The organism is Azospirillum brasilense, assembly GCF_005222205.1.
Classification (GTDB): domain Bacteria; phylum Pseudomonadota; class Alphaproteobacteria; order Azospirillales; family Azospirillaceae; genus Azospirillum; species Azospirillum brasilense_G.
The window spans coordinates 675,700-696,893 of record NZ_CP032348.1; the positions used below are offsets into that span (position 1 = coordinate 675,700).

Genomic DNA, 21,194 nt, shown 5'->3' on the forward strand with positions numbered 1-21,194 from the left:
GATTTTTATCGTCACGGCATCGCCCATTGAAACGAGCCGCGTGCCATGACCCATCCGCCCTTTGTCCTCCGCCAAGGCGTTCCGCCGGCGACCCTCCGTGAGCGCGTCCACGGCGCCGTCCAGCGGGCGCTCGACGAGCAGCGGCTTGTCGGCGCCGTCGTCCTGGTGGCGCGGGACGGCGCGCTGGTCCACCGGCAGGCCGCCGGCTTCGCCGACCGCGAAAGCGCGCGGCCGATGGCCGTGGAGACGGTCTTCCGTCTGGCCTCGGTCAGCAAGCCCATCGTCTCCACCGCGGCGCTGGCTCTGGTGGCGCAAGGCCGGCTCGACCTCGACGCGGGCATCGCGCGCTGGCTGCCCCGGTTCCAGCCCCGGCTGGCCGATGGCCGACCGGCGCGCATCACGGCGCGGCAGCTGCTCAGCCACACGGCCGGTCTCGGCTACCGCTTCTTCGAGGCCGACGCGGACGGCCCCTATGCGCGGGCCGGCGTGTCGGACGGCATGGACGCGTCCGGCATCAGCCTGGACGAGAACCTGCGCCGTCTCGCCGGCGTGCCGCTGCTTTACGAACCGGGGACGGGCTGGGGCTACTCACTGGCGACCGACGTGCTGGGCGCGCTGGTCGCGCGGGTGCACGGCACGACGCTGGCCGAGGCGGTGCGCCGGCTGGTGACCGGCCCGCTGGGCATGGCGGACACCGGCTTCACCGCCCGTGATCCCCGGCGCGTGGCGACCGCCTATGTGGGCGATACGCCGCGGCCGCATCGGCTGGCCGAGGGCGAGACGGTTTCTCCCTTCGAGGGCGCCGTCGGCATCGCCTACAGCCCTGCGCGCATCTTCGATCCGCAGGCATTTCCGTCGGGCGGCGCGGGCATGGCGGGGACGGCGGAGGATCTGCTGCGCTTGCTGGAAACCCTGCGGCAGGGCGGCGGCGCCCTCCTGCCCGGCGACCTGATCGCGGAGATGGCCCGGGACCAGACGGGCGGCCGCAACCTGCCCAACGCGCCCGGCTTCGGCTTCGGGCTGGGCTTCTCGGTCCTGCGCGACCCGGCCTCGGCCGCCTCGCCCGAATCGGAAGGAACCTGGCGCTGGGGCGGCGCCTACGGCCATTCCTGGTTCGTGGACCGGGCGCGGGGCCTCAGCGTCGTCGCCTTCACCAACACGCTCTACGAAGGCATGTCCGGCCGCTTCGTCACCGACTTGCGCGATGCGGTCTATGGCGCCTTGGAGGCGCGGCCATGAGGAGGACACCCCCGCGCACAAGCGCCGCCGCTTCGGACCGTTTGCCCCTGGCCTCGTTGCTGGCGCTCGCCATGGCGGCCTTCATCACCATCCTCACCGAAGCGCTGCCCGCCGGACTGCTGCCGCAGATGGCCCAAGGGCTGGGAGTAACCGAGGCTTGGGTCGGCCAGACCGTGACGATCTACGCCGGCGGTTCGCTGGCGGCGGCCATCCCGCTGACCACCGCCACGCAGGGGGTGCGCCGCCGCCCGCTGCTGCTGGCGGCCATCGCCGGCTTCGTCGTCGCCAACACCGTCACGACGTTTTCCGGCAGCTTCGCCCTGACCATGGTGGCGCGTTTCCTGGCGGGCGTGTCGGCCGGCCTGATGTGGGCGCTGCTGGCAGGCTATGCCGCGCGCATGGTGCCCGACCACCAGAAGGGCCGGGCCATCGCCGTTGCAATGGTCGGCACGCCGTTGGCGCTGTCGCTCGGCGTGCCGGCCGGCACCTTCCTGGGCAATCTGGTGGGCTGGAGGGTGTGCTTCGGCATCATGAGCGCACTGGCGCTGGCGCTCATGCTGTGGATGCGCGTCGCGCTGCCGGACTTCGCCGGACAGGCGGCGGGCAGGCGGCTGCCCCCGGGGCGCGTGTTCACCCTGGCCGGCGTGCGCCCGGTGCTGTTCGTGGTGCTGGCCTTCGTGCTGGCGCACAACATCCTCTACACCTACATCGCGCCGTTCCTGGCGGCGTCGGGCATGGCTGGGCGGACGGATCTGGCGCTGCTGGTGTTCGGCGTCGCGTCGCTGCTGGGCATCTGGATCGTCGGCCTGCTGATCGACGGCCATCTGCGGGCGCTGACGCTGGCCAGCACCGGCGTGTTCGGTCTGTCCGCGCTGGCGCTCGGCGCGGCGGGCGACGCCCCGGCCGTGGTCCTTGCGGCGGTGGCCGCCTGGGGTCTGGCGTTCGGCGGTGCGGCGACGCTGTTCCAGACGGCGCTGGCCAGGACCGCGGGCGACGCGGCGGATGTCGCCCAGTCCATGCTGGTCACCGCCTGGAACACGGCCATCGCCGGCGGCGGCATCGTCGGCGGCGTGCTGCTCGAGCGGCTGGGCGTCGGCGCCTTCGCGCCGGCCCTGCTGGTGCTGCTGGCGGTGGCGTTGCTGGTGGTGTGGGGAGCGAGGCGGCACGGCTTTCCCGCCCCGACCGACGCGACCGGAGCGGGAGAGGGGGCTGCCGTCGCCGTCAGTCCGTGCGGTCCAGCCGGCGCAGATGCAGCATGTAGAGCCGGGAGAAGCGCGTCACCAGATCGTGGAAGGGCAGCGGCTTCACCGGGGTGAAGGGCAAGGCCAGCTCCGGCGCGCCCGTCCCCGTGGCGTGGCGCGCCAGTTCGCGGCCCACGGCGGTGCCCAGCGCCATGCCGCGCCCGTTGTAGCCGACCGCCCCGGTCACGCCGGGCGCCAGCTCGTGGAAATGGGGCCGGAAATCGGCGGTCATCGCCAGATGCCCGCTCCAGCTCCGCGCGATGGCCGGGTTGCCGATCTGGGGGAAGACGCGGCGGATGCGCTCGCGTGTGCGCTCCCGCGCCCGCCGCTCGGCGTCGGCCGACCGCACCAGCGTGCAGCCGGAGACCAGCCGGTTGTCGGCGGTCCAGCGGAAGAAATGCAGGTCGCCGCGGGTGTCGCTGCACGCCATGTCGGAGGGCAGCACGCTGGCGCGCAGGGCGGCGGGCAGCGGCTCCGTCACCATCTGGAAGTTCAGCACCGGCACGATCGAGCGGCGCAGCCCCGGCCACAGATCGTCGGTGTAGGCGTTGGTCGCCAGCACGACACGGTCGGCGGTCACGGAGCCCTGCGGCGTGGTCAGCGTCCAGCCGGTGCCGGCGCGCGCGATGGACACGACCGGCGTGTCGCTGTGGATGGTGACTCCCAGCCCGAGGGCGGCCCGCGCCATCTCGCGGGCCAGCGACAGCGGGTTCACATGGCCGCCGGTCGGCGCGACCATGGCGCCGTGCCAGAAGCGCGTGCCCAGCGCCCGTTCCGTCTGCGCCGCGTCGAGCAGCGCGACCTCCGCCCCCAGTGCCCGCCACTGCGCGACGCGCTGCTCCGCCGCCTTCATGCGGCCCGGCCGGTGGGCCGGCTGGATCCAGCCCTTCTGCACGCCGTCGCAGCGCATCTGGTAGCGCTCGATCAGGTCGAAGACCAGCGCCGCCGATCCGCCGACCATGCGGGCCAGCGCCGATCCCTTCGCCTCGCCATAGGCCGCCGTCAGGTTGGCGGGGTCGAGGCGCGACAGCGTCGGGATGATCTGGCCGTTGTTGCGACCCGACCCGCCGAAGCCCGGCTCGCGCGCCTCCAGCACCGCCACGCGGACACCCTGCTCGGCCAGATGGATCGCCGTGGACAGGCCGGTGACGCCCGCCCCGACCACCGCCACATCCACCCGGACCGCTCCGTCCAGCGGGCCGGTCTCCGGGCCGGCGACGGCGCTCGCCGCCCAATGGGAGTCCGGCAGCGGCGCGTCCAGCAGCGGTTTGAGAAGCGCGCTCATCGCGTCCCCTCCTCCACCAGCAGCGTCTTCGCCAGCGCCACCCAATAGCTGGCGCCGATGGCCAGGTTGGCGTCGTTGAAGTCGTAGCCGGGGTTGTGCAGCAGGCAGCCGCCGTCCGTCGGCCCGTTGCCCAGCCAGACGTAGCAGCCCGGCCGTTCCTTCAGCATGAAGGCGAAATCCTCCGCCCCCATGGAGGGCATCGGATCGTGGTCGATGTTCGCCTCGCCGACCAGCGCGGCGGCGACGCGGGCGCACAGCGCGGTCTCGGCGGCGCTGTTGACGGTCGCCGGATAGCGTCGCTCGTAGCGCACGCTGGCGGTGCAGCCGAAGGCGGCGGCGGTGTGCTCGGCCAGCGCGCGCAGCCGCGCCTCGACCACGTCCTGCACCCCCTCCTTGAAGGCGCGGACGGTGCCGCGCAGCGTGACCTCCGCCGGGATGACGTTCCAGGTGTCGCCGCCGGTGATCCAGGTGGTGGAGACCACGGCGCTGTCCAGCGGGTGCAGGCTGCGCCCCGGAATGGTCTGCAGGGTGGTCAGCAGATGGCCGGCGGCGGTCATCGGGTCGTGGCCGAGATGCGGCATGGCGGCGTGGCTGCCCTTGCCGTGGACGGTCACCTCGAAGATGTCGTAGCTGCCCATCATCGGCCCCGGCCGCAGTGCGATCTGCCCGAGCGGCAGGCCCGGCCAGTTGTGCATGCCGTAGACGCTCTCCACCGGGAACCGCTCGAACAGCCCCTCGGCGATCATCTCGCGCGCACCGCCCTCGTTCTCCTCCGCCGGCTGGAAGATGACGTGCAGCGTCCCGGCGAAATCGGGATCGTCGGCCAGGATCTTCGTCGCCCCCAGCAGCATCGTGGTGTGGCCGTCGTGGCCGCAGGCGTGCATCCGGCCCGGGTTGACCGAGCGGTGGGCGAAGTCGTTGGTCTCGTGGATGTGCAGCGCGTCCATGTCGGCGCGCAGCGCGATGGCCCGGCCGCCGGGCCGCCGGCCCTTCAGCGTGCCGACCACGCCGGTGCGCCCCAGCCCCGTCGCCACCTCCAGCCCGAAGGCGCGCAGCTTGTCCGCGACGAAGGCGGCGGTCTCGTGCTCCTCGAAGGCGGTTTCGGGATGGGCGTGCAGATGGTGCCGCCACTGCCGCATCTCCGGAGCCAGGGCCTCGGCGGCGGGATGCAGGCGGACGTTCGCGGGGATGGTCATTCCGGGGACTCCTGGGGTCCGCCCGCCGGCAGGCTGTAGCGGAAGTCGCAGTGGCTGGCGCCCTGCATGATGGTCTGGGTGCGGGTGAAGCGGACGTCGGGGCGGTAGCCGCACATGAACTCGCCGTCCCGGTTGCAGGACAGGATGTCGCCGATCTCCTCCACGCCCATGGCGCGGTAGCTTTCGGCGTAGCGGCAGCGGGTGACGTTGAAGCCCAGCCGGTCGGGCGCGCTCTCGATCACCTCCAGCCGCAGGGCGTCCCCGGCGGTCCACAGGGCCAGCCGCTCGTGGAAGGTGGCGAGGTCGGCGGTGCCGCGGGTGGCGCGGTCCTCCGCCGCCATGGCGGCGCCGGCCTCGCGGGCCATCACCTCGATGGCGCGGGCGAGCACGGCCCGCGCCCGCTCCCGCCCGATCTCGGGCAGGAGCTGGTCGTAGAGCGCCTTGGCGAAGGCCGCCTCGATGCGCCGCCGCTCCAGGATGGGCAGGGGGGCAGACGCGGGAGTTGGGGCGGGAGCGGCGTTTTCGGTGTCGGTGGTCATCGCTGCGATCCTTTTTCCGTCAGCCGCCGAGATAGGCCGCCCGCACGCGCGGGTCGGCGGCCAGATCGGCGGCGCTGCCCGAGAGTGTCACCCTTCCCGCCTCCATGACATAGGCGTGATCGGCGACGCGCAGCGCGGCGCGGGCGTTCTGCTCCACCAGCAGGATCGAGGTGCCCTCGCCGCGGATCTGGACCAGCAGGTCGAAGATCTGCTTCACCACCATCGGCGCGAGGCCGAGCGACGGCTCGTCGAGCAGCAGCAGGCGGGGCTTCGACATCAGGGCGCGGGCGATGCACAGCATCTGCTGTTCGCCGCCCGACAGCGAGCCCGCCTTCTGGGTCAGCCGCTCGCGCAGGCGGGGAAACAGCTCCAGCATCCGCTCCATGCGGGCGGCGCGGTCGTGGCGCAGCGTCCGCCCGCCAAGCAGCAGGTTCTCCCGCACCGTCATGGTGCCGAAGATCTGCCGCCCCTCCGGCGCCTGGGCAAGGCCGCGGCGAACCACCTCGTGGCTGGGGCTGTCCGTCATGTCCCGGCCGTCGAAGACGGTGGCGCCACCCGTGGTGCGGTAGATGCCGGACAGGGCGCGCATCAGCGTGGTCTTGCCGACGCCGTTGGCGCCCAGCACGGCGACGATGGCCCCCTCCGCCACGTCGAGCGAGACGCCGCGCAGGATTTCCTGCGGCCCCATGCGCACCGTCAGGTCGCGGACCTCAAGGATGCGGCGCCCAGAGACGGCGGTGGCGATGGCGTGTGCGGCGTCAAGCGGCATCGTCTTCCACTCCCAGATAGGCTTCGAGGACGGCGGGGTCGCGCTGCACCGCCTCCGGCGTGCCGTCGGCGATCTTCCGGCCGGACGCCAGGACGATGACGCGGCTGCAGCTTCCCATCACCAGCCCCATGTCGTGCTCGACCAGCAGGACGGTGACGCCGCCGGCGTGCAGGCGGCGGATGAAGTCGGCCAGCTCCGCCGTCTCGGTGTCGTTGAGGCCCGCCGCCGGCTCGTCGAGGATCAGCAGGCGGGGCGCCGTCGCCAGGGCGCGGGCGATCTCCAGATACTTGCGCTTGCCGTAGGACAGGTTGGCGGCGATGTCCCCGGCCTGGGCGGTCAGGCCGACGCGCTCCAGCGCCTCCCAGCTCCGCTCGCTGACCGCGCGGCTGTGGGCGCCGCCGTTGACCAGCGCCCGCCAGGGCGACTGGCCGAAGGCGCCGACCGCCCCGACGGACACGTTGTCGAACACCGTCATGTTGGGGAAGACACGCAGGTTCTGGAAGGTGCGGCCCATGCCCATGCGGGCGATCTGCCAGGGCTTGCGCCCCGTGACGTCCTGCCCGTCGAAGGTCACCGTGCCGTCCGACGGCGGGGTGAAGCCGGTGATCAGATTGAACAGGGTGGTCTTGCCGGCGCCGTTGGGGCCGATCAGCCCGACCAGCTCGCCCTTGGCGATGGTGGCGCTGACGTCGCTGACCGCCAGCAGGCCGCCGAAGCGCCGGGTCAGCCCCTGGATGGAGAGAAGCGTGTTGCTCATGATCCGCCTCACTTCCAGCCGACGGGCGTGCCGCCGGCGATGGTGGCCCAGCCGCGGGAGAAGGAGCGGCGGACGAAGCCCAGCGCGGTGCCTTCGGCCAGCATGCCCTTTGGCAGCAGCAGGATGGACAGGAACATGGTCGCCCCGACGGCGATCATGCGGTAATCGCCAATGTCGCGCAGCGCCTCCGGCAGGACGATCATGAACAGGGCGCCGACGACCGCGCCGGGAAGGCTGCCCAGCCCGCCGACCACCACCATCGCCAGGATCAGGATCGATTCCATGAAGCGGAAGTTGTCCGGCGCGATGTAGGCGGAGGTGTGGGCCAGCAGCGCCCCGGCGATGCCGGCGAAGAAGGTGGCGACGACGAAGGACTCGATCTTCAGCCGCTCGACGTTGATGCCCATGCTGTCGGCGCACTGGTCGTCCTCGCGCAGGGCCCGCAGCGCGTTGCCGTAGTAGGAGTGGGTCAGCCGGTGCAGCACCCAGACGCAGGCGACGGCGATGACCGCGACCGCCAGATAGCGGCTGAGCAGCGTGTCGGCCTGCCAGCCGAACAGCGAGATCGGCGGGATGCCGCGGATGCCCATCGGGCCGCGGGTCACGTCCACCCAGTTCAGCAGGACCACGTAGATCATCTCGCCGATGCCGAGCGTGGCGACGGCGAAGTAGATGCTGACCAGCCGCATGGTCGGCAGCGCCACCAGGAAGCCGAACAGGGCGGCGATCAGCCCCGCCGCCGGCAGCGTGACGATGAAGGGCAGGCCGAGCCTGGTGGACAGCAGCGCCGCCGCGTAGGCGCCGATGCCGTAGAAGGCGGCGTGGCCGATCGACAGCAGCCCGGCGGTGCCCGTCACGTGGTTCAGGCTGGCCGACAGGATCACGAAGATCATCGTCGTGATGGCGATCTGGGCGAGGTAGCTGGACCCGGTGCCGACGATCGCGGCGGGCACGGCGCCGAAGGCGACCGCCAGCAGGAGGAAGGTCCAGGCGAACCGCCGGCCTCGCCCGGAAAACGCGGCGGGCGGCGCGAGGGTGTCCGGCATCAGCCGGGCGTCAGGCACGTTCACGTCCATGTCCGAACAATCCTTGCGGGAAGAAGACCAGCGTGATGACCAGAAGGCTGTAGGTGATCAGGTCCTTCCAGCCGCTCGACAGGAACTCGGTCGCGATGCTTTCCGACACGCCGAGCAGCAGGGCGCAGGCGACCGCCCCCGGGATGCTCGACAGGCCGCCCATCACCATGGCCACGAAGGCCTTCACCCCCGGCGCGAAGCCCATGTGCGGCGAGATCGCGCCGTCGTAGAGGCCGACCAGGATTCCCGCCGTGGCGCCCAGCATCGAGCCGACCGCGAAGGTGGTGACGATGGTGCGGTCGGTGTTGATGCCGACGTAGCGGGCGCCGAGCTGGTTGTTGGACACGGCGCGGATGCCGAGGCCGGTCTGGGTGCGGTAGAGCAGGAACTGCAGCGCGCCCAGCATGACGGCGGAGGTGGCGAAGATGACCAGGCTGCCGCTGGCGACCATGACCGGCCCGATGGCGACTGGCTGCTGCAGCAGGTAGCCGGACGGGATGCCCTGCATGTCGCCGCCGAAGATGTGCATCATGATCTCGCGCGTCACGATCGACACGGCGAGCGAGGAGAGCAGCGTCGCCTCGCGCATGGCGCGGGACTTCTGGCTGGCCTCGTCGGTGAAGCGGCGGAAGGGGCGGAAGGCGATGCGCTCCAGCCCGACGCCGGACACCGCGCCCACCGCCAGGACCAGCGGCACCACCGCCAGCAGCGGCGGGGCCATCGCGGTGATGACCATCAGCCCGACGAAGGCGCCGATGGTGTAGACCTCGCCATGGGCGAAGTTGACGACGTTCAGGACGCCGAAGATCAGCGTGAAGCCGATCGCCATCAGGGCGTAGACGCACCCGATGGACAGGCCGTTGATGACCTGCTGAAGGAAGAAGACATCGAAGACCATGGCGTGCTCCAGGCTTCGGGGAGCGCGCCCGCCGGTCCCGGCGGAGCGCGCACCACGGCGTGTGTCCCGAAAGGAGGATCGTGTGGAAAGCCCTAGGGCGTCCCTGGGGCGTCCTTAGACGGTACCGGTCAGGGGCCGGTCACGACCTGGAAGCGGCCGTCCTTCACCATCATCTTGGCCAGCGCCTTCGCCGGCTCGCGGGTGACGGGGTCGAAGCTGGTGGCGCCGGTCACGCCGGGATAGCCGGTGGTGGCGGCCAGCGCGTCGCGCAGGCTCTCGCGCGTCACCGACGGGCCGGCCTTGGCGACGGCGTCCAGCATGATGCCGACCGCGTCATAGGCCTGGGCGGCGAACATGCCGGGCTCCGACTTGAAGCGCGCCGCATACTCCTTCACGAAGGTCTGCACCGCCGGGTCGGGGTTGTCGGGCGTGAAGGTGGTGGCGAGGTGCAGCCCCTCCACCGATTCACGTCCCAGCTCGATCAGCTTGGGCGAATAGAGCGAACTGGTGCCGTAGAGCGGGATCTTGATGCCGAGCTGCTCGCGCTGCTGGGCGAAGGCGGCCCCCTCTTCGTAGAACATCGCGAGGTAGATCACGTCGGGCTTCTGCCGGGCGACCTTGGTCAGGATGGAGCGGAAGTCGCGGTTGCCGGGGTTGAACGCCTCGGTGGCGGTGATCTTGCCGCCCTTGGCCTTGAAGCCGCTGACGAAACCGTCGAGCGCCGAGATGCCCCAGTCGTTCTGGATGTAGATCACCGCCGCCGTCTTCTTGCCCGCCGCGATGATCCAGTCGGCGTTGTACGGGCCTTCGAAGGCCTGGGTGGTGATGTTGCGGAACTGCCAGGGGCTGAGCTTGGTGAAATCCGGATGCGAGGCGGTCTGGGAGAGCTGCGGCATCTTCTCCGCCGCGTAGATCTCGCCCGCCGCCATCGACACGGTGGAGGAGAAGTCGCCGATCACCCCGACGACCTTGGAATTGTCGAGGAACTTGTGCGCGATGTTGCGCGCCTCCTTGGGATCGTCCTTGCTGTCCTCGAAGGTGATGGCGACCTTGGCGCCGGCCAGCTTGCCCGAGGCGTTGAACTCCTCCAGCTTGATCTGGGCGGCGTTGCGGAACATCTCGCCGTACTGGCTGCGGTCGCCGCTGAGAGGCGCCTGATAGCCGATGACGATCTCGCGGTCGGCGGCCTGGGCAAGGGTGGCGCCGGTGGTGGTGGCCAGCATGGCGCCCAGAACGGCGCCGAAAACAGCACGCTTTTTCATGGTTCGGTTCCCCTGTCGGCGAGGCTGGACGGTCAGTGCGCGGCGGCCGGATCAACGGCGGGCGCGGCGGCGCCCGGCGTGATCGTCAGGTGGCAGCAGGTGCTGCGGCCCGGCTTCCAGGTGTCGACCTCGATCTCGAAGCCGGCGGTCTCGAAGGTGCCCTTGTCGACCGCGCCGGCGAGTTCGCAGAGCGTCTCCACCGTCTGCGCCGGCAGATTGGCCTCCAGCCAGGCTTCCTTCAGCGGACAGGTGTGGAAGCGGATCTCCAATACCTCGTCGGTGCAGCGCACGACCTCCGGCCCGAACTGGGCCTCGGCGTCGGGGATGAATTTCAGGAAGGAGTCGCGCAGGCCGGCCAGATCGGCCGGGGCGTGGGGCGCGAAATTGTGGGCGATGGCCGCACCCCGGCGATAGATGGTGCGCGCCATGATCTCCCGGGCCTTCTCCTCGCCGATCTCCTTGCGCATCTCGTCGAAGGCCGCCTCATAGACCATCGCGCGGCTCTTCATCGCGTTGCGCAGAAGTGTGCGAAACTCGTCCATCGGTGAATGCTCCTGTTCTTTGCCAAGTGTCTTGCGGTGGCGATTTTTGTTTTTTGTAAGCGCTTGTTATTGCGTCAGAGGGACGGGCCGCCCTGAAGGAAGGCCTCGATCCGCGCCTCGTCGGCGGCGGTGTCGAAACCGGCCCGCGTCATCCAGGCGTCGTCGTGGTAGGTGTTGCGGTAGCGCTCGCCGGAATCGCAGATCAGCGTCACCAGCGACCCGGCCCGCCCGGCCTCGCGCATCCGACCGGCGATCCAGCACAGCCCGAAGAAGTTGGTCCCGGTGGACCCGCCGACCATCCGGCCCAGCCGCCGCGACAACACCCGCATCGCCGCCAGCGAGGCCACGTCGGGCACCTTGATCATCTGGTCGACGACCTCGGGGATGAAGGACGGCTCGACGCGGGGCCGCCCGATGCCCTCGATGCGCGATCCGCGCTCACAGGTCAGCGCGGCGTCGCGGTTGACGAAGCTGTCGTAGAAGACCGAATGCTCGGCGTCGGGAACGCACAGCCGGGTCGGCAGGTGGCGGTAGCGGATGTGGCGCCCGATGGTGGCGGCGGTGCCGCCGGTGCCGGCGCTCATCACGATCCAGTCGGGCACCGGGTGGCGCTCGCTGCGCATCTGGCCGAAGATCGATTGGGCGATGTTGTCGGTGCGCCAGTCGGTGGCGCGCTCGGCGTAAGTGAACTGGTCGAGATAGACGCCGCCCAGCCGCACCGCCAGCGCCGCCGCCTCGGCGTAGATCGCCTTGGAGGATTCGACGAAGTGGCAGCGCCCGCCGTGCAATTCGATGGCGGCGACCTTCTCGTCCGAGGTGCCGCGCGGCATCACCGCGTGGAAGGGCAGGCCGAGCAGCCGGGCGAAATAGGCTTCCGACACCGCGGTGGAGCCCGACGACGCCTCGATCACCGGCGTGCCTTCGCCGATCCGCCCGTTGCAGATGGCGAACAGCAGCAGCGACCGCGCGACGCGGTGCTTCAGGCTGCCGGTGGGGTGGGTCGATTCGTCCTTCAGGTAAATGTCGATCCCGGACAGCTCCGGAACGTCGAGCTTCAGCAGCGGCGTGTCAGGCGACCGCGCCGCCTCGGTCTCCAGCAGCTCGATCGCACGCCGGGTCCAGTCGCGGCCGGTGGCCTCGGGCAGCGGGGTGTAATCGAGGCGGAACGGCTGACGGATCGAACCGGCGCCGGGAGGAAACGGCACGGTCTGCGCGGAAGCGGTCATGTCACCCTCAAAGCGCGATGACGGCGTCGATCTCGACCGACGCGCCGAGCGGCAGCGCCGACACCTCGACGGTCGAGCGGGCGGGGAACGGCGCCTGGAAGAAGCCGGCATAGAGCTCGTTCACCGCCTTGAACTGGGTGAGGTCGGTCACGTAGACGGTTATCTTCACCGCCTTCGCCAAGCTGGTTCCCGCGGCCTCGGCGATCGCCGCGATGTTGGTCAGGCTGCGCGCCGCCTGGGTGGGCGCGTCCGGGCCGGCGAAGGCCCCGGTGGCCGGGTCGATCGGCAGCTGGCCGGAGACGAACAGCAGTCCCCCGGCGACGCGGGCCTGGGCGTAGGGGCCGATGGCGGCCGGGGCTTTGTCCGTGGCGATGGTGTCGGTCATCATCCTGATCTTTCCTGTGTTGGCCCTGTGGTGGCGGCCGTCGCCTGCTCAAAGGCCGGGCGGTCTGCCCGCGATGGCGGCATGCGGGTGCATGCAAAATCCTCAAAACGAAAAAGCTTTTCTCCTGGCGGGCCAAACGAGCAAAATCATCCGTCCCAACCGCGAAGGCCCCGAGCAACCCTGATGACCATCGACGCCACCGACCGGAAGATCCTGGCCGCCCTTCAGGCCGACGCGACCCTGTCGCTCGCCGACCTCGGCAAGCAGGTCGGCCTGTCCGCCACCCCCTGCTGGCGCCGCGTGCAACGCCTTGAACAGGAAGGCTATGTCCGCCGCCGCGTGGCCTTGCTGGACCGCGCCAAGCTGAACGTCGACGTGACCGTCTTCGTGGCCGTCCGAACCAGCAAACACTCGGCGGAGTGGCTGGAGGAGTTCCGCCGCGTGGTGGCCGACATACCGGAGGTTGTTGATCTCTACCGCCTGAGCGGCGAAATCGATTATCTGCTGCGGGTGGTCATTCCGGACATCAAGGCCTACGACGCTTTCTACCGAAAGCTCATCGAGCGCATCGAGCTTCAGGATGTCTCATCGATGTTCGCCATGGAGGAAATGAAGTCGACAACGGAAGTCCCTCTTTCTTACGTAAAGACCTAGAACAACTAGGATTTTACTTGTTGGTTTTCTTTTTAGACTCACGCTTCAGCAATTTTTGCGAAGCCCCTGTAGTGATTCTCAATATCGCATGGTTCGTATGAGAATTTTTTACTTTTTTGGCTGTAGCCATGCATCATCGTAGAAAATTTTTCTACAAATTAGGCGTTTTTCACAAAATTCATCCTGGGATTGGCAGCAAACCAGATGGGTCGGGTGTTTGTAAGCCCCGTCATGGCGTCCCCTTCCGCGCAGCAATCGCCTCGGCATCAAATCCCTCTCCCGCCCCGGGAGAGGGTGCCCGCGTAGCGGGCGGGTGAGGGTAGAACCGAGGATCAGGGCGCTGATTCTCGGCAGGCCCTCACCCTTCCCACGCTTCGCGCGGGCCCCTCCCCTCTCCCGGGACGGGAGAGGGGATATCACATGCGAGTGTCTCGCCTCCCTCTGGGCCGGCGCTCCGCCCCCGTTGCCTATTGCCTGCGCAAAGCGGGCGGTCTATATGCGTCACGTCTCACTCAATGAGACGCTGAAACCGCCAGGGCAGGCGAACCTTGAAAACGCGCAGCACTCAGACTCCCGACGCCGCCGCCAACGTCCCAGAAGACGCGGCCAAGCCGAAGGCGGCCGCCACAGACCGGACCTTCGCGATCCTGGAACTGGTCGCGTCGGCCTCCGGCCCGCTGGCGGTGAAGACCATCGGGGCGACGCTCGGCCTGCCCAAGCCGACCGCCCACCGCCTCGTCAACGGCCTGATCGAGAAGGGCCTTCTGGCGCGGGACCTGGAAACGCGCGACGTCATCATCGGCGTCGAGGCGGCGCGGCTGGCGGTCGGCATTCTGCGCGCATCGCTGTCCCGCGCGCCGGTCCGCTCCGTGCTGCGCGCGGTCAGCGCCGAGTTGGGGGAAACCTGCAACGTCGGCGTCCTCGACGGCGGCGACGTCGTCTATCTCGACCGCGTGGAGGTCGAGCACTGGCCCCTGCGCCTCCAGTTCGGCGTCGGATCGCGCGTGCCGATGCACTGCACGGCCATGGGCAAGCTGTTCCTCGCCACGCTGCCGGACGGTATGCGCAGCCGCCTGCTCGCCTCCGGTCCCTTCTCCGCGCAGACCGCCCACACCCTCACCGATCCGGACGCGCTGGCCGCCGAGCTGGAGCGCATCGCCGCGCGCGGCTACTCGCTCGACGACGAGGAGTATGTGGTGGGCGTGTTCTGCGTGGCCGTGCCGATCCTCTCCTCCACGGGCCGGATGGTGGCAGCCATCGCCGTGCAGGCCCCGAAGGTCAGACTGTCGCACGACCGCGTCGAGCAGGTCCTGCCCATCCTCCGCCGCGGCGCCGAGGCCCTGTCCGCGCAGTTCGGATAGTCCCTCCTACCCCCATCGTTCTTCAAAACCGGACGTTTCATCGCCCGAGCCGCGGGATGCCGGCCGGGCATGCCCCCGTATGTTCGGATAATTGGGCACACGAACTTTTTGGGCTTGCGCGACCCAGGGTCCTGTGAGTTAATGATACAAATCGTATCGCTGAGTGAGACCAAGAGGCCGGGCGATACGCTTCCAGTCACGGGGAGGAACGATGACGCGGAAGATCGCCTTGGGCTCCGCCCCGTTGCAGGAGCCCCGCGAACCGACCACCGAAGACGTTGCCGACACCAACGCTGCCGACAACAACTCCGCCGACCGCCGGCCCCTCGCCGACCGCGTCCTGGCCTTGCTGGACGCGGTGGCCGGGGCGGGGCAGCCGATGGCCGTCAAGGACATCGCCGAGAAGCTGGCCCTGCCGAAGCCGACCGCGCACCGGCTGATCGCCATGCTGGAGGAACGCGGCTTCCTCGCCCGCCCGATCGACGGCCGGCTGGTGACCGTCGGCCCGAAACTGCGCACCCTGGCGCTCAACACGCTGCGCAGCTCCCTGGGCCAGGCGCCGTCGCACGCCCGGCTGCGGGCGCTCAGCCTGGAGCTGGGGGAGACCTGCAACATCGGCGTGCTGGAAGGCGGCGACGTCGTCTATCTCGACCGCGTCGAGGTCGAAGGCTGGCCGCTGCGGCTGGAATTCGGCGTCGGTTCGCGGGTGCCGCTGCACTGCACGGCGATGGGCAAGCTGTTCCTCGCCTTCCTGCCGGAGCTGCCGCGGCGGCGCCTGCTGGATTGCCTGCCGCTGCCCCGGATGGCGGCGGCGACGCTGTGCGACCCGGCGCTGTTCCGCGCCGAGCTGGAGCGCATCGCCGCCTGCGGTCACTCCTTCGATGACGAGGAATACATGCCGGGCGTCTTCTGCGCGGCGGTGCCGATCCGCGACGGCGCGGGACGGATGATCGCCGCCCTGGCGGTGCAGGCGCCGAAAGTCCGGCTGTCGCGGGAATCGGTGGCCGACCGCCTGCCGGTCCTGCACCGCGCCGCAAGCGACATGGCCCGCGCGCTGGGCATCGACGCCGCCCCGGCCGAGCCGGCCCTCTCACCCTAAGGAAGACGGACGCCATGGCAAGGACGCTTGAGACGACCGCCGCCGGATGCCCGGCCCGGCTGATGGCGCGCAGCGCCGCCCTGGAGCCGGTTCCAACGGCGGTGGTCGCCGCAGGGTCGCCGGTTGCGCTGGAAAGCGCGCGGCGCGCCACCGATCTCGGCCTCATCGAGCCGGTGCTGGTCGGCGATCCGGCGGCCATCGCCGACAGCGCCCGCCGGATCGGCTGGACGCTCCACGGCGCGTGCGTGGTTCCGGCACGCGACGACGCGGCGGCGGCGCGGATCGCGGTGGCGCTCGCCCGCTCCGGCGACGTCGGCGCGCTGATGAAGGGGCACATCCACACCGACACGCTGATGCTCGCGGCCCTCGACCCGAAATGCGGGCTGCGCATCGGGCGCCGCTTCACCCACGCCTTCCACATGACGCTGCCGGGGTCGAGCCGCGAGCTGGTCATCACCGACGCGGCGATCAACGTGGCGCCGTCGCTGACGACCCGGCTGGACATCATCCGCAACGCGGTGGAGCTGTGGCGGCTGGTCGGCGGCAGCGACCCGCGCGTGGCGCTGCTGTCCTGCACCGAGGAGGTGACCGAGCGCGTGCCCTCCAGCATGGACGCCGACCGGCTGACCCGCCTGTGCCGGCAGGAGGTGCCGGGCGCGACGGTGTTCGGGCCGCTGGCGCTCGACCTCGCGGTGTCCGCCGAGGCGGCGCGGATCAAGAACCTGACCCACCCCTGCGCCGGAGCCGCCGACATCCTGGTGGTGCCGAACATCGAGACCGGCAACGCCCTGTTCAAGGCGCTGGTGCATTTCCTGGACGCGGTCGCCGCGGGCATCGTGCTCGGCGCTGCGGTGCCGATCGTCCTCACCTCGCGTGCCGACCCGCCGGCGGCCCGCATCGCCGCCGCCGCCATCGCCCAGATCGTCGCCGGGCGCCGCTCCGCCACGCCGGGCCCGCCCTATCCCGCCACCGCAGCCAAGGGAGGCGCCGCACCCGGCCTGCACGCCTGACGGTCAAAAATAAATCCTGGGAGGGAATGCAAATGCTCCGCAACGCCTTGACGCTCACCGCGGCGGTGGCCGCGCTGCTGACACCCGTCCTGTCATCCGCCCCCGCGCGCGCCGACGACTACCCATCGCGCCCCATCGAGGTCATCGCGACCTTCGGGGCCGGCGGCGGCGCCGATTTGATGGCGCGCCAGTTCGCCCGCCTCGCCGAACCGCATCTCCACGTCGCCATGCCCGTCGTCAACGTATCCGGGGCGTCGGGCAACGCCGGCCTGACGCGGGTCCTGACCAACCCGGCCGACGGCTACACGGTCGGCACGCTGATCGCGCTGTCCGTCTCCTCCTGGGCGTCGGGCCTGGGCACGGCGAAGCCGGACAATTTCGTCTATGTGGCGATGATGCAGAACTCGCCGTCGATGCTCTACGTCTCGAAGAACAGCCCCTTCAAGACCTACGAGGAGTTCGCCGCCCACGCCAAGGCCAACCCCGGCAAGCTGCGCGTCGCCACCTCCGGCTACGGCACGCAGGACGACATCACGCTGAAGTATCTGGGAAGCCAGGGCGTGCCGGTGACCAACGTCCCCTTCGCCCGCCCCTCGGAGCGCTACGCCTCGCCCATCGGCGGCCACACCGACGCGATCTACGAGGAGCCGGGCGACGTCGCCCAGTTCCTGAAATCCGGCGACCTGCGCCCGATCGTCGTGTTCGACAAGCAGCGCCACCCCTCCTTCCCCGACGTGCCCGCCTCGGCGGAGCTGGGGCTGGACATCGGCGACCTGCCCAACTTCCGCACGCTGGCGGTGCCCGCCAGCACGCCGCCGGAGCGCGTGCAGAAGCTGCACGAGGCCGCCGCCAAGGTGCTGGCGAGCCCGGAATGGAAGGCCTTCTGCGCCGACACCTTCACCTGCGTCGACACGCTGGTGACGCCGGACCAGGCCAAGGAGGAGGTGAAGGCCTTCTACGAGACGGTGAGGGGCTATCTGGACCGCTTCGCCACCAAGACCGTCGGCCAGACACCGGGCTGAGTCCGGTTCCAAATCCGCCCCACCCGTTTCATCGCTCCTCAGGGAGGGAACCGTGACTCCCCTGTCCCACGGTCTTCGCCGGCTGGCGACACCCGCGGCCCTGCTCACCGGGTCGCTTCTTCTCTCGCAACACATCGTGCGCGACAGCACCATGATCGCCGGCCTGCCGGACCCGGTGGGACCGACGGGATGGCCCCGGCTGATGCTGGGCGCGGTCGGGCTGTGCGCCCTGATCTGGATCGCCAAGGAACTCCTGGCGCTGCGGCGCGCGGTCCACCAGCAGAAACCGGTCGACGAGGAATACGAAGGCTACGCCAATGGCCGGGCCATGATCGGGCTGGGGCTGGTCGTCCTCTACGGCCTCGCCCTGCCGCAGCTCGGCTTTCCGGTCGCCACCCTCGCCTTCGTCGCTTTGTGGTGCGTCATCGGCGGCATCCGGCGCCCGCTGACGCTGGCTCTGGTCACCGGCATCGGCTGCGTGGTGCTGCTCTACGTCTTCGTCCTCCTCGCCCAGATGCCGCTGAACCGCGGCCATGGCGTCTTCGACGACTTCACCGTCGCGCTTTACCGCCTGCTCGGCATCTACTGAGCCGGCCACCGGAAGGATCGTCCCATGGATATCCTCGCCAATCTGGCCGGTGGCTTCGCCGGCGCCCTCGACCCGTACAATTTCGTCCTCCTCGTCTCGGGCCTGATGCTCGGGGTGGTGGCCGGCGCGCTGCCGGGCATCTCCTTCGTCAACGCCATGGCCATCGCCCTGCCCTTCACCTACCTGCTGCCGCCGGTCACGGCGATGTCCTTCCTCGGCGGCATCTATGTGGGTGGCGTGTTCGGCGGCTCGATCTCCTCGATCCTCATCAACATCCCCGGCACGCCGGCCTCGCTGCCAAGCTGTTGGGACGGCTACCCGATGACGCGCAAGGGCCTGTCCTCGCGGGCGTTGAGCATCGCCATCACCGCGTCCGCCTTCGGCGGGCTGGCCAGCGCGTTGCTGCTGACTTTCGGCGCCCCGCCCTTCGCCAGCTTCGCGTTGAAGTTCGACCAGCCGGAATTCTTCGCCGCCACCATCCTGGGCCTCGTCAGCGTCATCGCCATCGCCAAGGACGCGCCGCTGATGAGCGCGATCTCGATGTTCCTCGGCCTGCTGATCGGGACGGTCGGCGTCGATCCGATGTACGGCATGCCCCGCCTGACGTTGGGCGTCCCCGACCTGGAGAGCGGCATCAACTTCACCGTCGTGATGATCGGCCTGTTCGCCATCGGCGAGGTCGTGGACCTCATCTGCAAGCGGGCCGGCGGCGGCCGCTCCATCACCACGAAGCCCGGCAAGCAGGTCGGCCTGTCGGACCTGTGGCGGATCAAGTCCTCGATCCTGCGCGGCACCGGCCTCGGCTGCACCATCGGCGTCATTCCCGGCGCCGGGGCCACGGTGGGGGCGGTCATCGCCTACAGCGTGGAAAAGCAGGCGTCGGGTAAGGGTGACCGCTTCGGCACCGGCGTCGAGGAGGGGCTGGCGGCCCCGGAGGCGGCCAAGAACGCCACCACCGGCACCGCCATGATCCCGCTGCTGACGCTGGGCATCCCCGGCAGCGCCGCCACGGCGATCATGCTGGCCGCCATGTTGATCCACGGGCTGAACCCCGGCCCGCTCCTCTTCACCTCGAACGCCACGCTGGTCTACACGATCTTCGCCAGCATGCTGATCGCCAACCTGCTGATGATCGTCGCGGCGATGGGCGTGGCACGGGTCTTCTCGACGCTGATGCGCGTGCCGCCGGCCATTCTCGGCGCCTTCATCATCGTGCTGAGCGTCGTCGGCGCCTACGGCGTGCGCAACAACCTGTTCGACGTCTATGTCTGCCTCGCCTTCGGCATCGCCGGCTACGTCATGAAGCGCACCGGCTTCCCGCCGGCCCCGCTGGTGGTCGGCGTGATCCTGGGGCCGCTGTGCGAGCGCTACTTCCTCACCTCGCTCGCCAACTACGACGGCAACATGACGGTCTTCTTCACCCGTCCGATCAGCGGAACGATCCTGGCTCTGGCCATCGCCTTCCTCGTCTGGTCGATGTGGCCGTCGGGCAGGCCGCTGCTCCGCCGCCCGCCCAAGGACCAGCCTCACAAGGAGCCGCCGCAACGGGTGCTCAAAGCCTGACCGTCCGAACAAACGAACGAACCTTCAGGGAGAGAGACAAGCAACCATGGACAACATCATGCTCGACCGAACGCCGGCCAGCGCCGACCAGGAGGCCGTCGCCGCCCTCGTCGCCCACGCCCGCGCCGCCCAGCGCGCCTTCGCCGACGCGACGCAGGAGCGGGTGGACGACGCCGTCGCCGCGCTCGCCTGGGCCATCTACGAACCGGGCCGCGCCCGCGCCCTGGCGGAGCTGGCGGTGGCCGACACCGGCCTCGGCAACGTCGCGGACAAGGTCATCAAGAACCAGCGCAAGACCTTCGGGACGCTGCGCGACCTGATGCGGGTGCGCACCGTCGGCGTGATCGAGGAGGACACCGCCAAGGGCATCGTCAAAATCGCCAAGCCGCTGGGCGTCGTCGGCGCCGTCACCCCCTCCACCAACCCGGCGGCCACGCCGGTCAACAAGGCGATGATGGCCGTTAAGGGCCGCAACGCCATCATCATCGCCCCCTCCCCCATGGGCTCCGCCGCCACCGGCCGCACGGTCGAGCTGATGCGGGCCGAGCTGGCGCGCATCGGCGCGCCGGAGGATCTCGTGCAGATGATCCCCACCCCGATCACCAAGGGCCTGACCCAGGCGCTGATGGAGGCGGTCGACCTTGTCGTCGTCACCGGCTCCCAGGACAACGTACGCCGCGCCTATTCCAGCGGCACCCCGGCCATCGGCGTCGGGGCCGGCAACGTTCCGGTCATCGTGGACGAGAGCGCCGATCTGGCCGAGGCGGCGCGCAAGATCGCCGCGTCGAAGACCTTCGACAACGCCACCTCCTGCTCGTCGGAGAACGCGCTCGTCGTCCTCGATTCCGTCTACGACGCGACCATCGCGGCGCTGGAAGAGGCCGGCGCCTATCTCTGCACGGCGGAGGAGCGGGAGCGCGTGCAATCCCGCCTGTGGGAGAACGGCAAGCTGAACCGCAAGCTGATCGCCAAGGACGCCGCCGTCCTGGCCGAGGCGTTCGAGCTGGCGCCCAAGGCGCGCGAGGCCCGCTTCTTCCTGGTGGAGGAATCCGGCGTCGGCAAGGCGCACCCCTTCTCCGGCGAGAAGCTGTCGCTGGTGCTGGCCGTCTACCGGGTGCCGGACTTCGACGCGGCGGTCGATCAGGTCCGCAAGATCCTCGACCACCAGGGGCGCGGCCATTCCTGCGGCATCCACACCAAGGACGAGGCCCACGCCAAACGGCTGGCCGACGAGCTTGACGTGGTGCGCGTGCTGGTCAACTTCGCCCACACCTTCGGCAACGGCGGCGGCTTCGACAGCGGGCTGAACTTCACCCTCTCCATGGGCTGCGGGAGCTGGCAGAAGAACTCCATCTCCGAGAACCTGAGCTGGAAGCACTTCGTCAACATCACCCATCTCGTCCGCCCGATCCCGGAGGACAAGCCGAGCGAAGAGGCCCTGTTCGGCCCCTTCTGGTCCCGCCACGGACGCTGACGGAGGC

Annotated in this window: 21 protein-coding genes; 10 read left to right on the forward strand and 11 right to left on the reverse strand. The window is 69.9% G+C overall.

The window, feature by feature from the left end:
• Positions 1-45: 45 nt before the first annotated feature.
• Together D3869_RS29045 and D3869_RS29050 are read left to right on the forward strand one after the other, a co-directional pair.
• Positions 46-1,239 (forward strand): serine hydrolase domain-containing protein, encoded by a 1,194-nt coding sequence (locus D3869_RS29045; RefSeq protein WP_137143117.1) that lies wholly within the window; start codon positions 46-48, stop codon positions 1,237-1,239.
• Entirely contained in the window at positions 1,236-2,555 is a 1,320-nt protein-coding gene (locus D3869_RS29050) for an MFS transporter (RefSeq protein ID WP_137143118.1), read from the forward strand. The genes D3869_RS29045 and D3869_RS29050 overlap by 4 nt, the downstream gene beginning before the upstream one ends.
• Here D3869_RS29050 and D3869_RS29055 read toward each other — a convergent pair.
• The 11 genes from D3869_RS29055 to D3869_RS29105 all read right to left on the reverse strand — a co-directional run bounded on the left by D3869_RS29055 (position 2,461) and on the right by D3869_RS29105 (position 12,415).
• A complete protein-coding gene (locus tag D3869_RS29055) occupies positions 2,461-3,765 on the reverse strand; it encodes an NAD(P)/FAD-dependent oxidoreductase (RefSeq protein WP_137143119.1) in 1,305 nt (434 codons plus the stop codon). The genes D3869_RS29050 and D3869_RS29055 overlap by 95 nt on opposite strands.
• Positions 3,762-4,961, reverse strand: a complete 1,200-nt coding sequence (locus tag D3869_RS29060; RefSeq protein ID WP_137143120.1) for a M20 aminoacylase family protein — start codon at positions 4,959-4,961, stop codon at positions 3,762-3,764. The genes D3869_RS29055 and D3869_RS29060 overlap by 4 nt, the downstream gene beginning before the upstream one ends.
• Positions 4,958-5,500 carry an L-2-amino-thiazoline-4-carboxylic acid hydrolase gene (locus D3869_RS29065; RefSeq protein WP_059399629.1) on the reverse strand — a complete coding sequence of 181 codons (543 nt, stop codon included), beginning with the start codon at positions 5,498-5,500 and terminating at the stop codon, positions 4,958-4,960. The genes D3869_RS29060 and D3869_RS29065 overlap by 4 nt, the downstream gene beginning before the upstream one ends.
• Positions 5,501-5,519: 19 nt before the next feature.
• Positions 5,520-6,269 carry an ABC transporter ATP-binding protein gene (locus D3869_RS29070; protein WP_137143121.1) on the reverse strand — a complete coding sequence of 250 codons (750 nt, stop codon included), beginning with the start codon at positions 6,267-6,269 and terminating at the stop codon, positions 5,520-5,522.
• Positions 6,259-7,026, reverse strand: coding sequence for an ABC transporter ATP-binding protein (locus D3869_RS29075; RefSeq protein WP_094307113.1), 768 nt, complete (start codon positions 7,024-7,026; stop codon positions 6,259-6,261). The genes D3869_RS29070 and D3869_RS29075 overlap by 11 nt, the downstream gene beginning before the upstream one ends.
• Before the next feature lie 8 nt (positions 7,027-7,034).
• Positions 7,035-8,102: a branched-chain amino acid ABC transporter permease gene (locus D3869_RS29080; protein WP_137143122.1), complete on the reverse strand. Its 1,068-nt coding sequence runs from the start codon at positions 8,100-8,102 to the stop codon at positions 7,035-7,037.
• On the reverse strand, positions 8,083-9,000 hold the full coding sequence (locus D3869_RS29085; protein ID WP_059399728.1) for a branched-chain amino acid ABC transporter permease: 918 nt from the start codon (positions 8,998-9,000) through the stop codon (positions 8,083-8,085). Before D3869_RS29085 ends, D3869_RS29080 begins: the two co-directional genes overlap by 20 nt.
• Before the next feature lie 128 nt (positions 9,001-9,128).
• On the reverse strand, positions 9,129-10,262 hold the full coding sequence (locus D3869_RS29090) for an ABC transporter substrate-binding protein (RefSeq protein WP_137143123.1): 1,134 nt from the start codon (positions 10,260-10,262) through the stop codon (positions 9,129-9,131).
• 32 nt (positions 10,263-10,294) lie between these two features.
• Positions 10,295-10,804, reverse strand: a complete 510-nt coding sequence (locus tag D3869_RS29095) for an L-2-amino-thiazoline-4-carboxylic acid hydrolase (RefSeq protein ID WP_137107425.1) — start codon at positions 10,802-10,804, stop codon at positions 10,295-10,297.
• A gap of 74 nt (positions 10,805-10,878) precedes the next feature.
• Entirely contained in the window at positions 10,879-12,030 is a 1,152-nt protein-coding gene (locus D3869_RS29100; protein ID WP_137143124.1) for a PLP-dependent cysteine synthase family protein, read from the reverse strand.
• Between the two features lie 7 nt (positions 12,031-12,037).
• Positions 12,038-12,415 carry a Rid family detoxifying hydrolase gene (locus D3869_RS29105; RefSeq protein ID WP_137143161.1) on the reverse strand — a complete coding sequence of 126 codons (378 nt, stop codon included), beginning with the start codon at positions 12,413-12,415 and terminating at the stop codon, positions 12,038-12,040.
• Positions 12,416-12,604: 189 nt separating this feature from the next.
• Between D3869_RS29105 and D3869_RS29110 the strand changes: the two genes are divergently transcribed.
• From D3869_RS29110 to sauS, 8 genes are all read left to right on the forward strand, one after another.
• On the forward strand, positions 12,605-13,069 hold the full coding sequence (locus D3869_RS29110; protein ID WP_085557996.1) for an Lrp/AsnC family transcriptional regulator: 465 nt from the start codon (positions 12,605-12,607) through the stop codon (positions 13,067-13,069).
• A gap of 548 nt (positions 13,070-13,617) precedes the next feature.
• Positions 13,618-14,430 carry an IclR family transcriptional regulator gene (locus D3869_RS29115; protein ID WP_137143126.1) on the forward strand — a complete coding sequence of 271 codons (813 nt, stop codon included), beginning with the start codon at positions 13,618-13,620 and terminating at the stop codon, positions 14,428-14,430.
• Positions 14,431-14,641: 211 nt separating this feature from the next.
• On the forward strand, positions 14,642-15,529 hold the full coding sequence (locus D3869_RS29120) for an IclR family transcriptional regulator (protein WP_137142656.1): 888 nt from the start codon (positions 14,642-14,644) through the stop codon (positions 15,527-15,529).
• A 14-nt stretch (positions 15,530-15,543) separates the two neighbouring features.
• A complete protein-coding gene (locus D3869_RS29125; RefSeq protein ID WP_137142657.1) occupies positions 15,544-16,539 on the forward strand; it encodes a bifunctional enoyl-CoA hydratase/phosphate acetyltransferase in 996 nt (331 codons plus the stop codon).
• Between the two features lie 32 nt (positions 16,540-16,571).
• On the forward strand, positions 16,572-17,561 hold the full coding sequence (locus D3869_RS29130; protein WP_137142658.1) for a Bug family tripartite tricarboxylate transporter substrate binding protein: 990 nt from the start codon (positions 16,572-16,574) through the stop codon (positions 17,559-17,561).
• Positions 17,562-17,613: 52 nt separating this feature from the next.
• A complete protein-coding gene (locus D3869_RS29135) occupies positions 17,614-18,150 on the forward strand; it encodes a tripartite tricarboxylate transporter TctB family protein (protein ID WP_137107419.1) in 537 nt (178 codons plus the stop codon).
• Positions 18,151-18,174: 24 nt separating this feature from the next.
• The gene (locus D3869_RS29140) at positions 18,175-19,713 is read left to right on the forward strand and encodes a tripartite tricarboxylate transporter permease (RefSeq protein ID WP_137142659.1); all 1,539 of its coding nucleotides are present in this window, start codon (positions 18,175-18,177) and stop codon (positions 19,711-19,713) included.
• Between the two features lie 46 nt (positions 19,714-19,759).
• On the forward strand, positions 19,760-21,187 hold the full coding sequence (gene sauS / locus D3869_RS29145) for an acylating sulfoacetaldehyde dehydrogenase (protein WP_137142660.1): 1,428 nt from the start codon (positions 19,760-19,762) through the stop codon (positions 21,185-21,187).
• The last annotated feature ends 7 nt before the right edge of the window (positions 21,188-21,194 follow it).

Bases quoted from the DNA above. Each gene is read 5' to 3' on its own strand.
- D3869_RS29045 (WP_137143117.1), top strand. From the start codon at position 46: ATGACCCATCCGCCCTTTGTCCTCCGCCAAGGCGTTCCGCCGGCGACC.
- D3869_RS29050 (WP_137143118.1), top strand. From the start codon at position 1,236: ATGAGGAGGACACCCCCGCGCACAAGCGCCGCCGCTTCGGACCGTTTG.
- D3869_RS29055 (WP_137143119.1), bottom strand. From the start codon at position 3,765: ATGAGCGCGCTTCTCAAACCGCTGCTGGACGCGCCGCTGCCGGACTCC.
- D3869_RS29060 (WP_137143120.1), bottom strand. From the start codon at position 4,961: ATGACCATCCCCGCGAACGTCCGCCTGCATCCCGCCGCCGAGGCCCTG.
- D3869_RS29065 (WP_059399629.1), bottom strand. From the start codon at position 5,500: ATGACCACCGACACCGAAAACGCCGCTCCCGCCCCAACTCCCGCGTCT.
- D3869_RS29070 (WP_137143121.1), bottom strand. From the start codon at position 6,269: ATGCCGCTTGACGCCGCACACGCCATCGCCACCGCCGTCTCTGGGCGC.
- D3869_RS29075 (WP_094307113.1), bottom strand. From the start codon at position 7,026: ATGAGCAACACGCTTCTCTCCATCCAGGGGCTGACCCGGCGCTTCGGC.
- D3869_RS29080 (WP_137143122.1), bottom strand. From the start codon at position 8,102: ATGGACGTGAACGTGCCTGACGCCCGGCTGATGCCGGACACCCTCGCG.
- D3869_RS29085 (WP_059399728.1), bottom strand. From the start codon at position 9,000: ATGGTCTTCGATGTCTTCTTCCTTCAGCAGGTCATCAACGGCCTGTCC.
- D3869_RS29090 (WP_137143123.1), bottom strand. From the start codon at position 10,262: ATGAAAAAGCGTGCTGTTTTCGGCGCCGTTCTGGGCGCCATGCTGGCC.
- D3869_RS29095 (WP_137107425.1), bottom strand. From the start codon at position 10,804: ATGGACGAGTTTCGCACACTTCTGCGCAACGCGATGAAGAGCCGCGCG.
- D3869_RS29100 (WP_137143124.1), bottom strand. From the start codon at position 12,030: ATGACCGCTTCCGCGCAGACCGTGCCGTTTCCTCCCGGCGCCGGTTCG.
- D3869_RS29105 (WP_137143161.1), bottom strand. From the start codon at position 12,415: ATGACCGACACCATCGCCACGGACAAAGCCCCGGCCGCCATCGGCCCC.
- D3869_RS29120 (WP_137142656.1), top strand. From the start codon at position 14,642: ATGACGCGGAAGATCGCCTTGGGCTCCGCCCCGTTGCAGGAGCCCCGC.
- D3869_RS29125 (WP_137142657.1), top strand. From the start codon at position 15,544: ATGGCAAGGACGCTTGAGACGACCGCCGCCGGATGCCCGGCCCGGCTG.
- D3869_RS29130 (WP_137142658.1), top strand. From the start codon at position 16,572: ATGCTCCGCAACGCCTTGACGCTCACCGCGGCGGTGGCCGCGCTGCTG.
- D3869_RS29140 (WP_137142659.1), top strand. From the start codon at position 18,175: ATGGATATCCTCGCCAATCTGGCCGGTGGCTTCGCCGGCGCCCTCGAC.
- sauS (WP_137142660.1), top strand. From the start codon at position 19,760: ATGGACAACATCATGCTCGACCGAACGCCGGCCAGCGCCGACCAGGAG.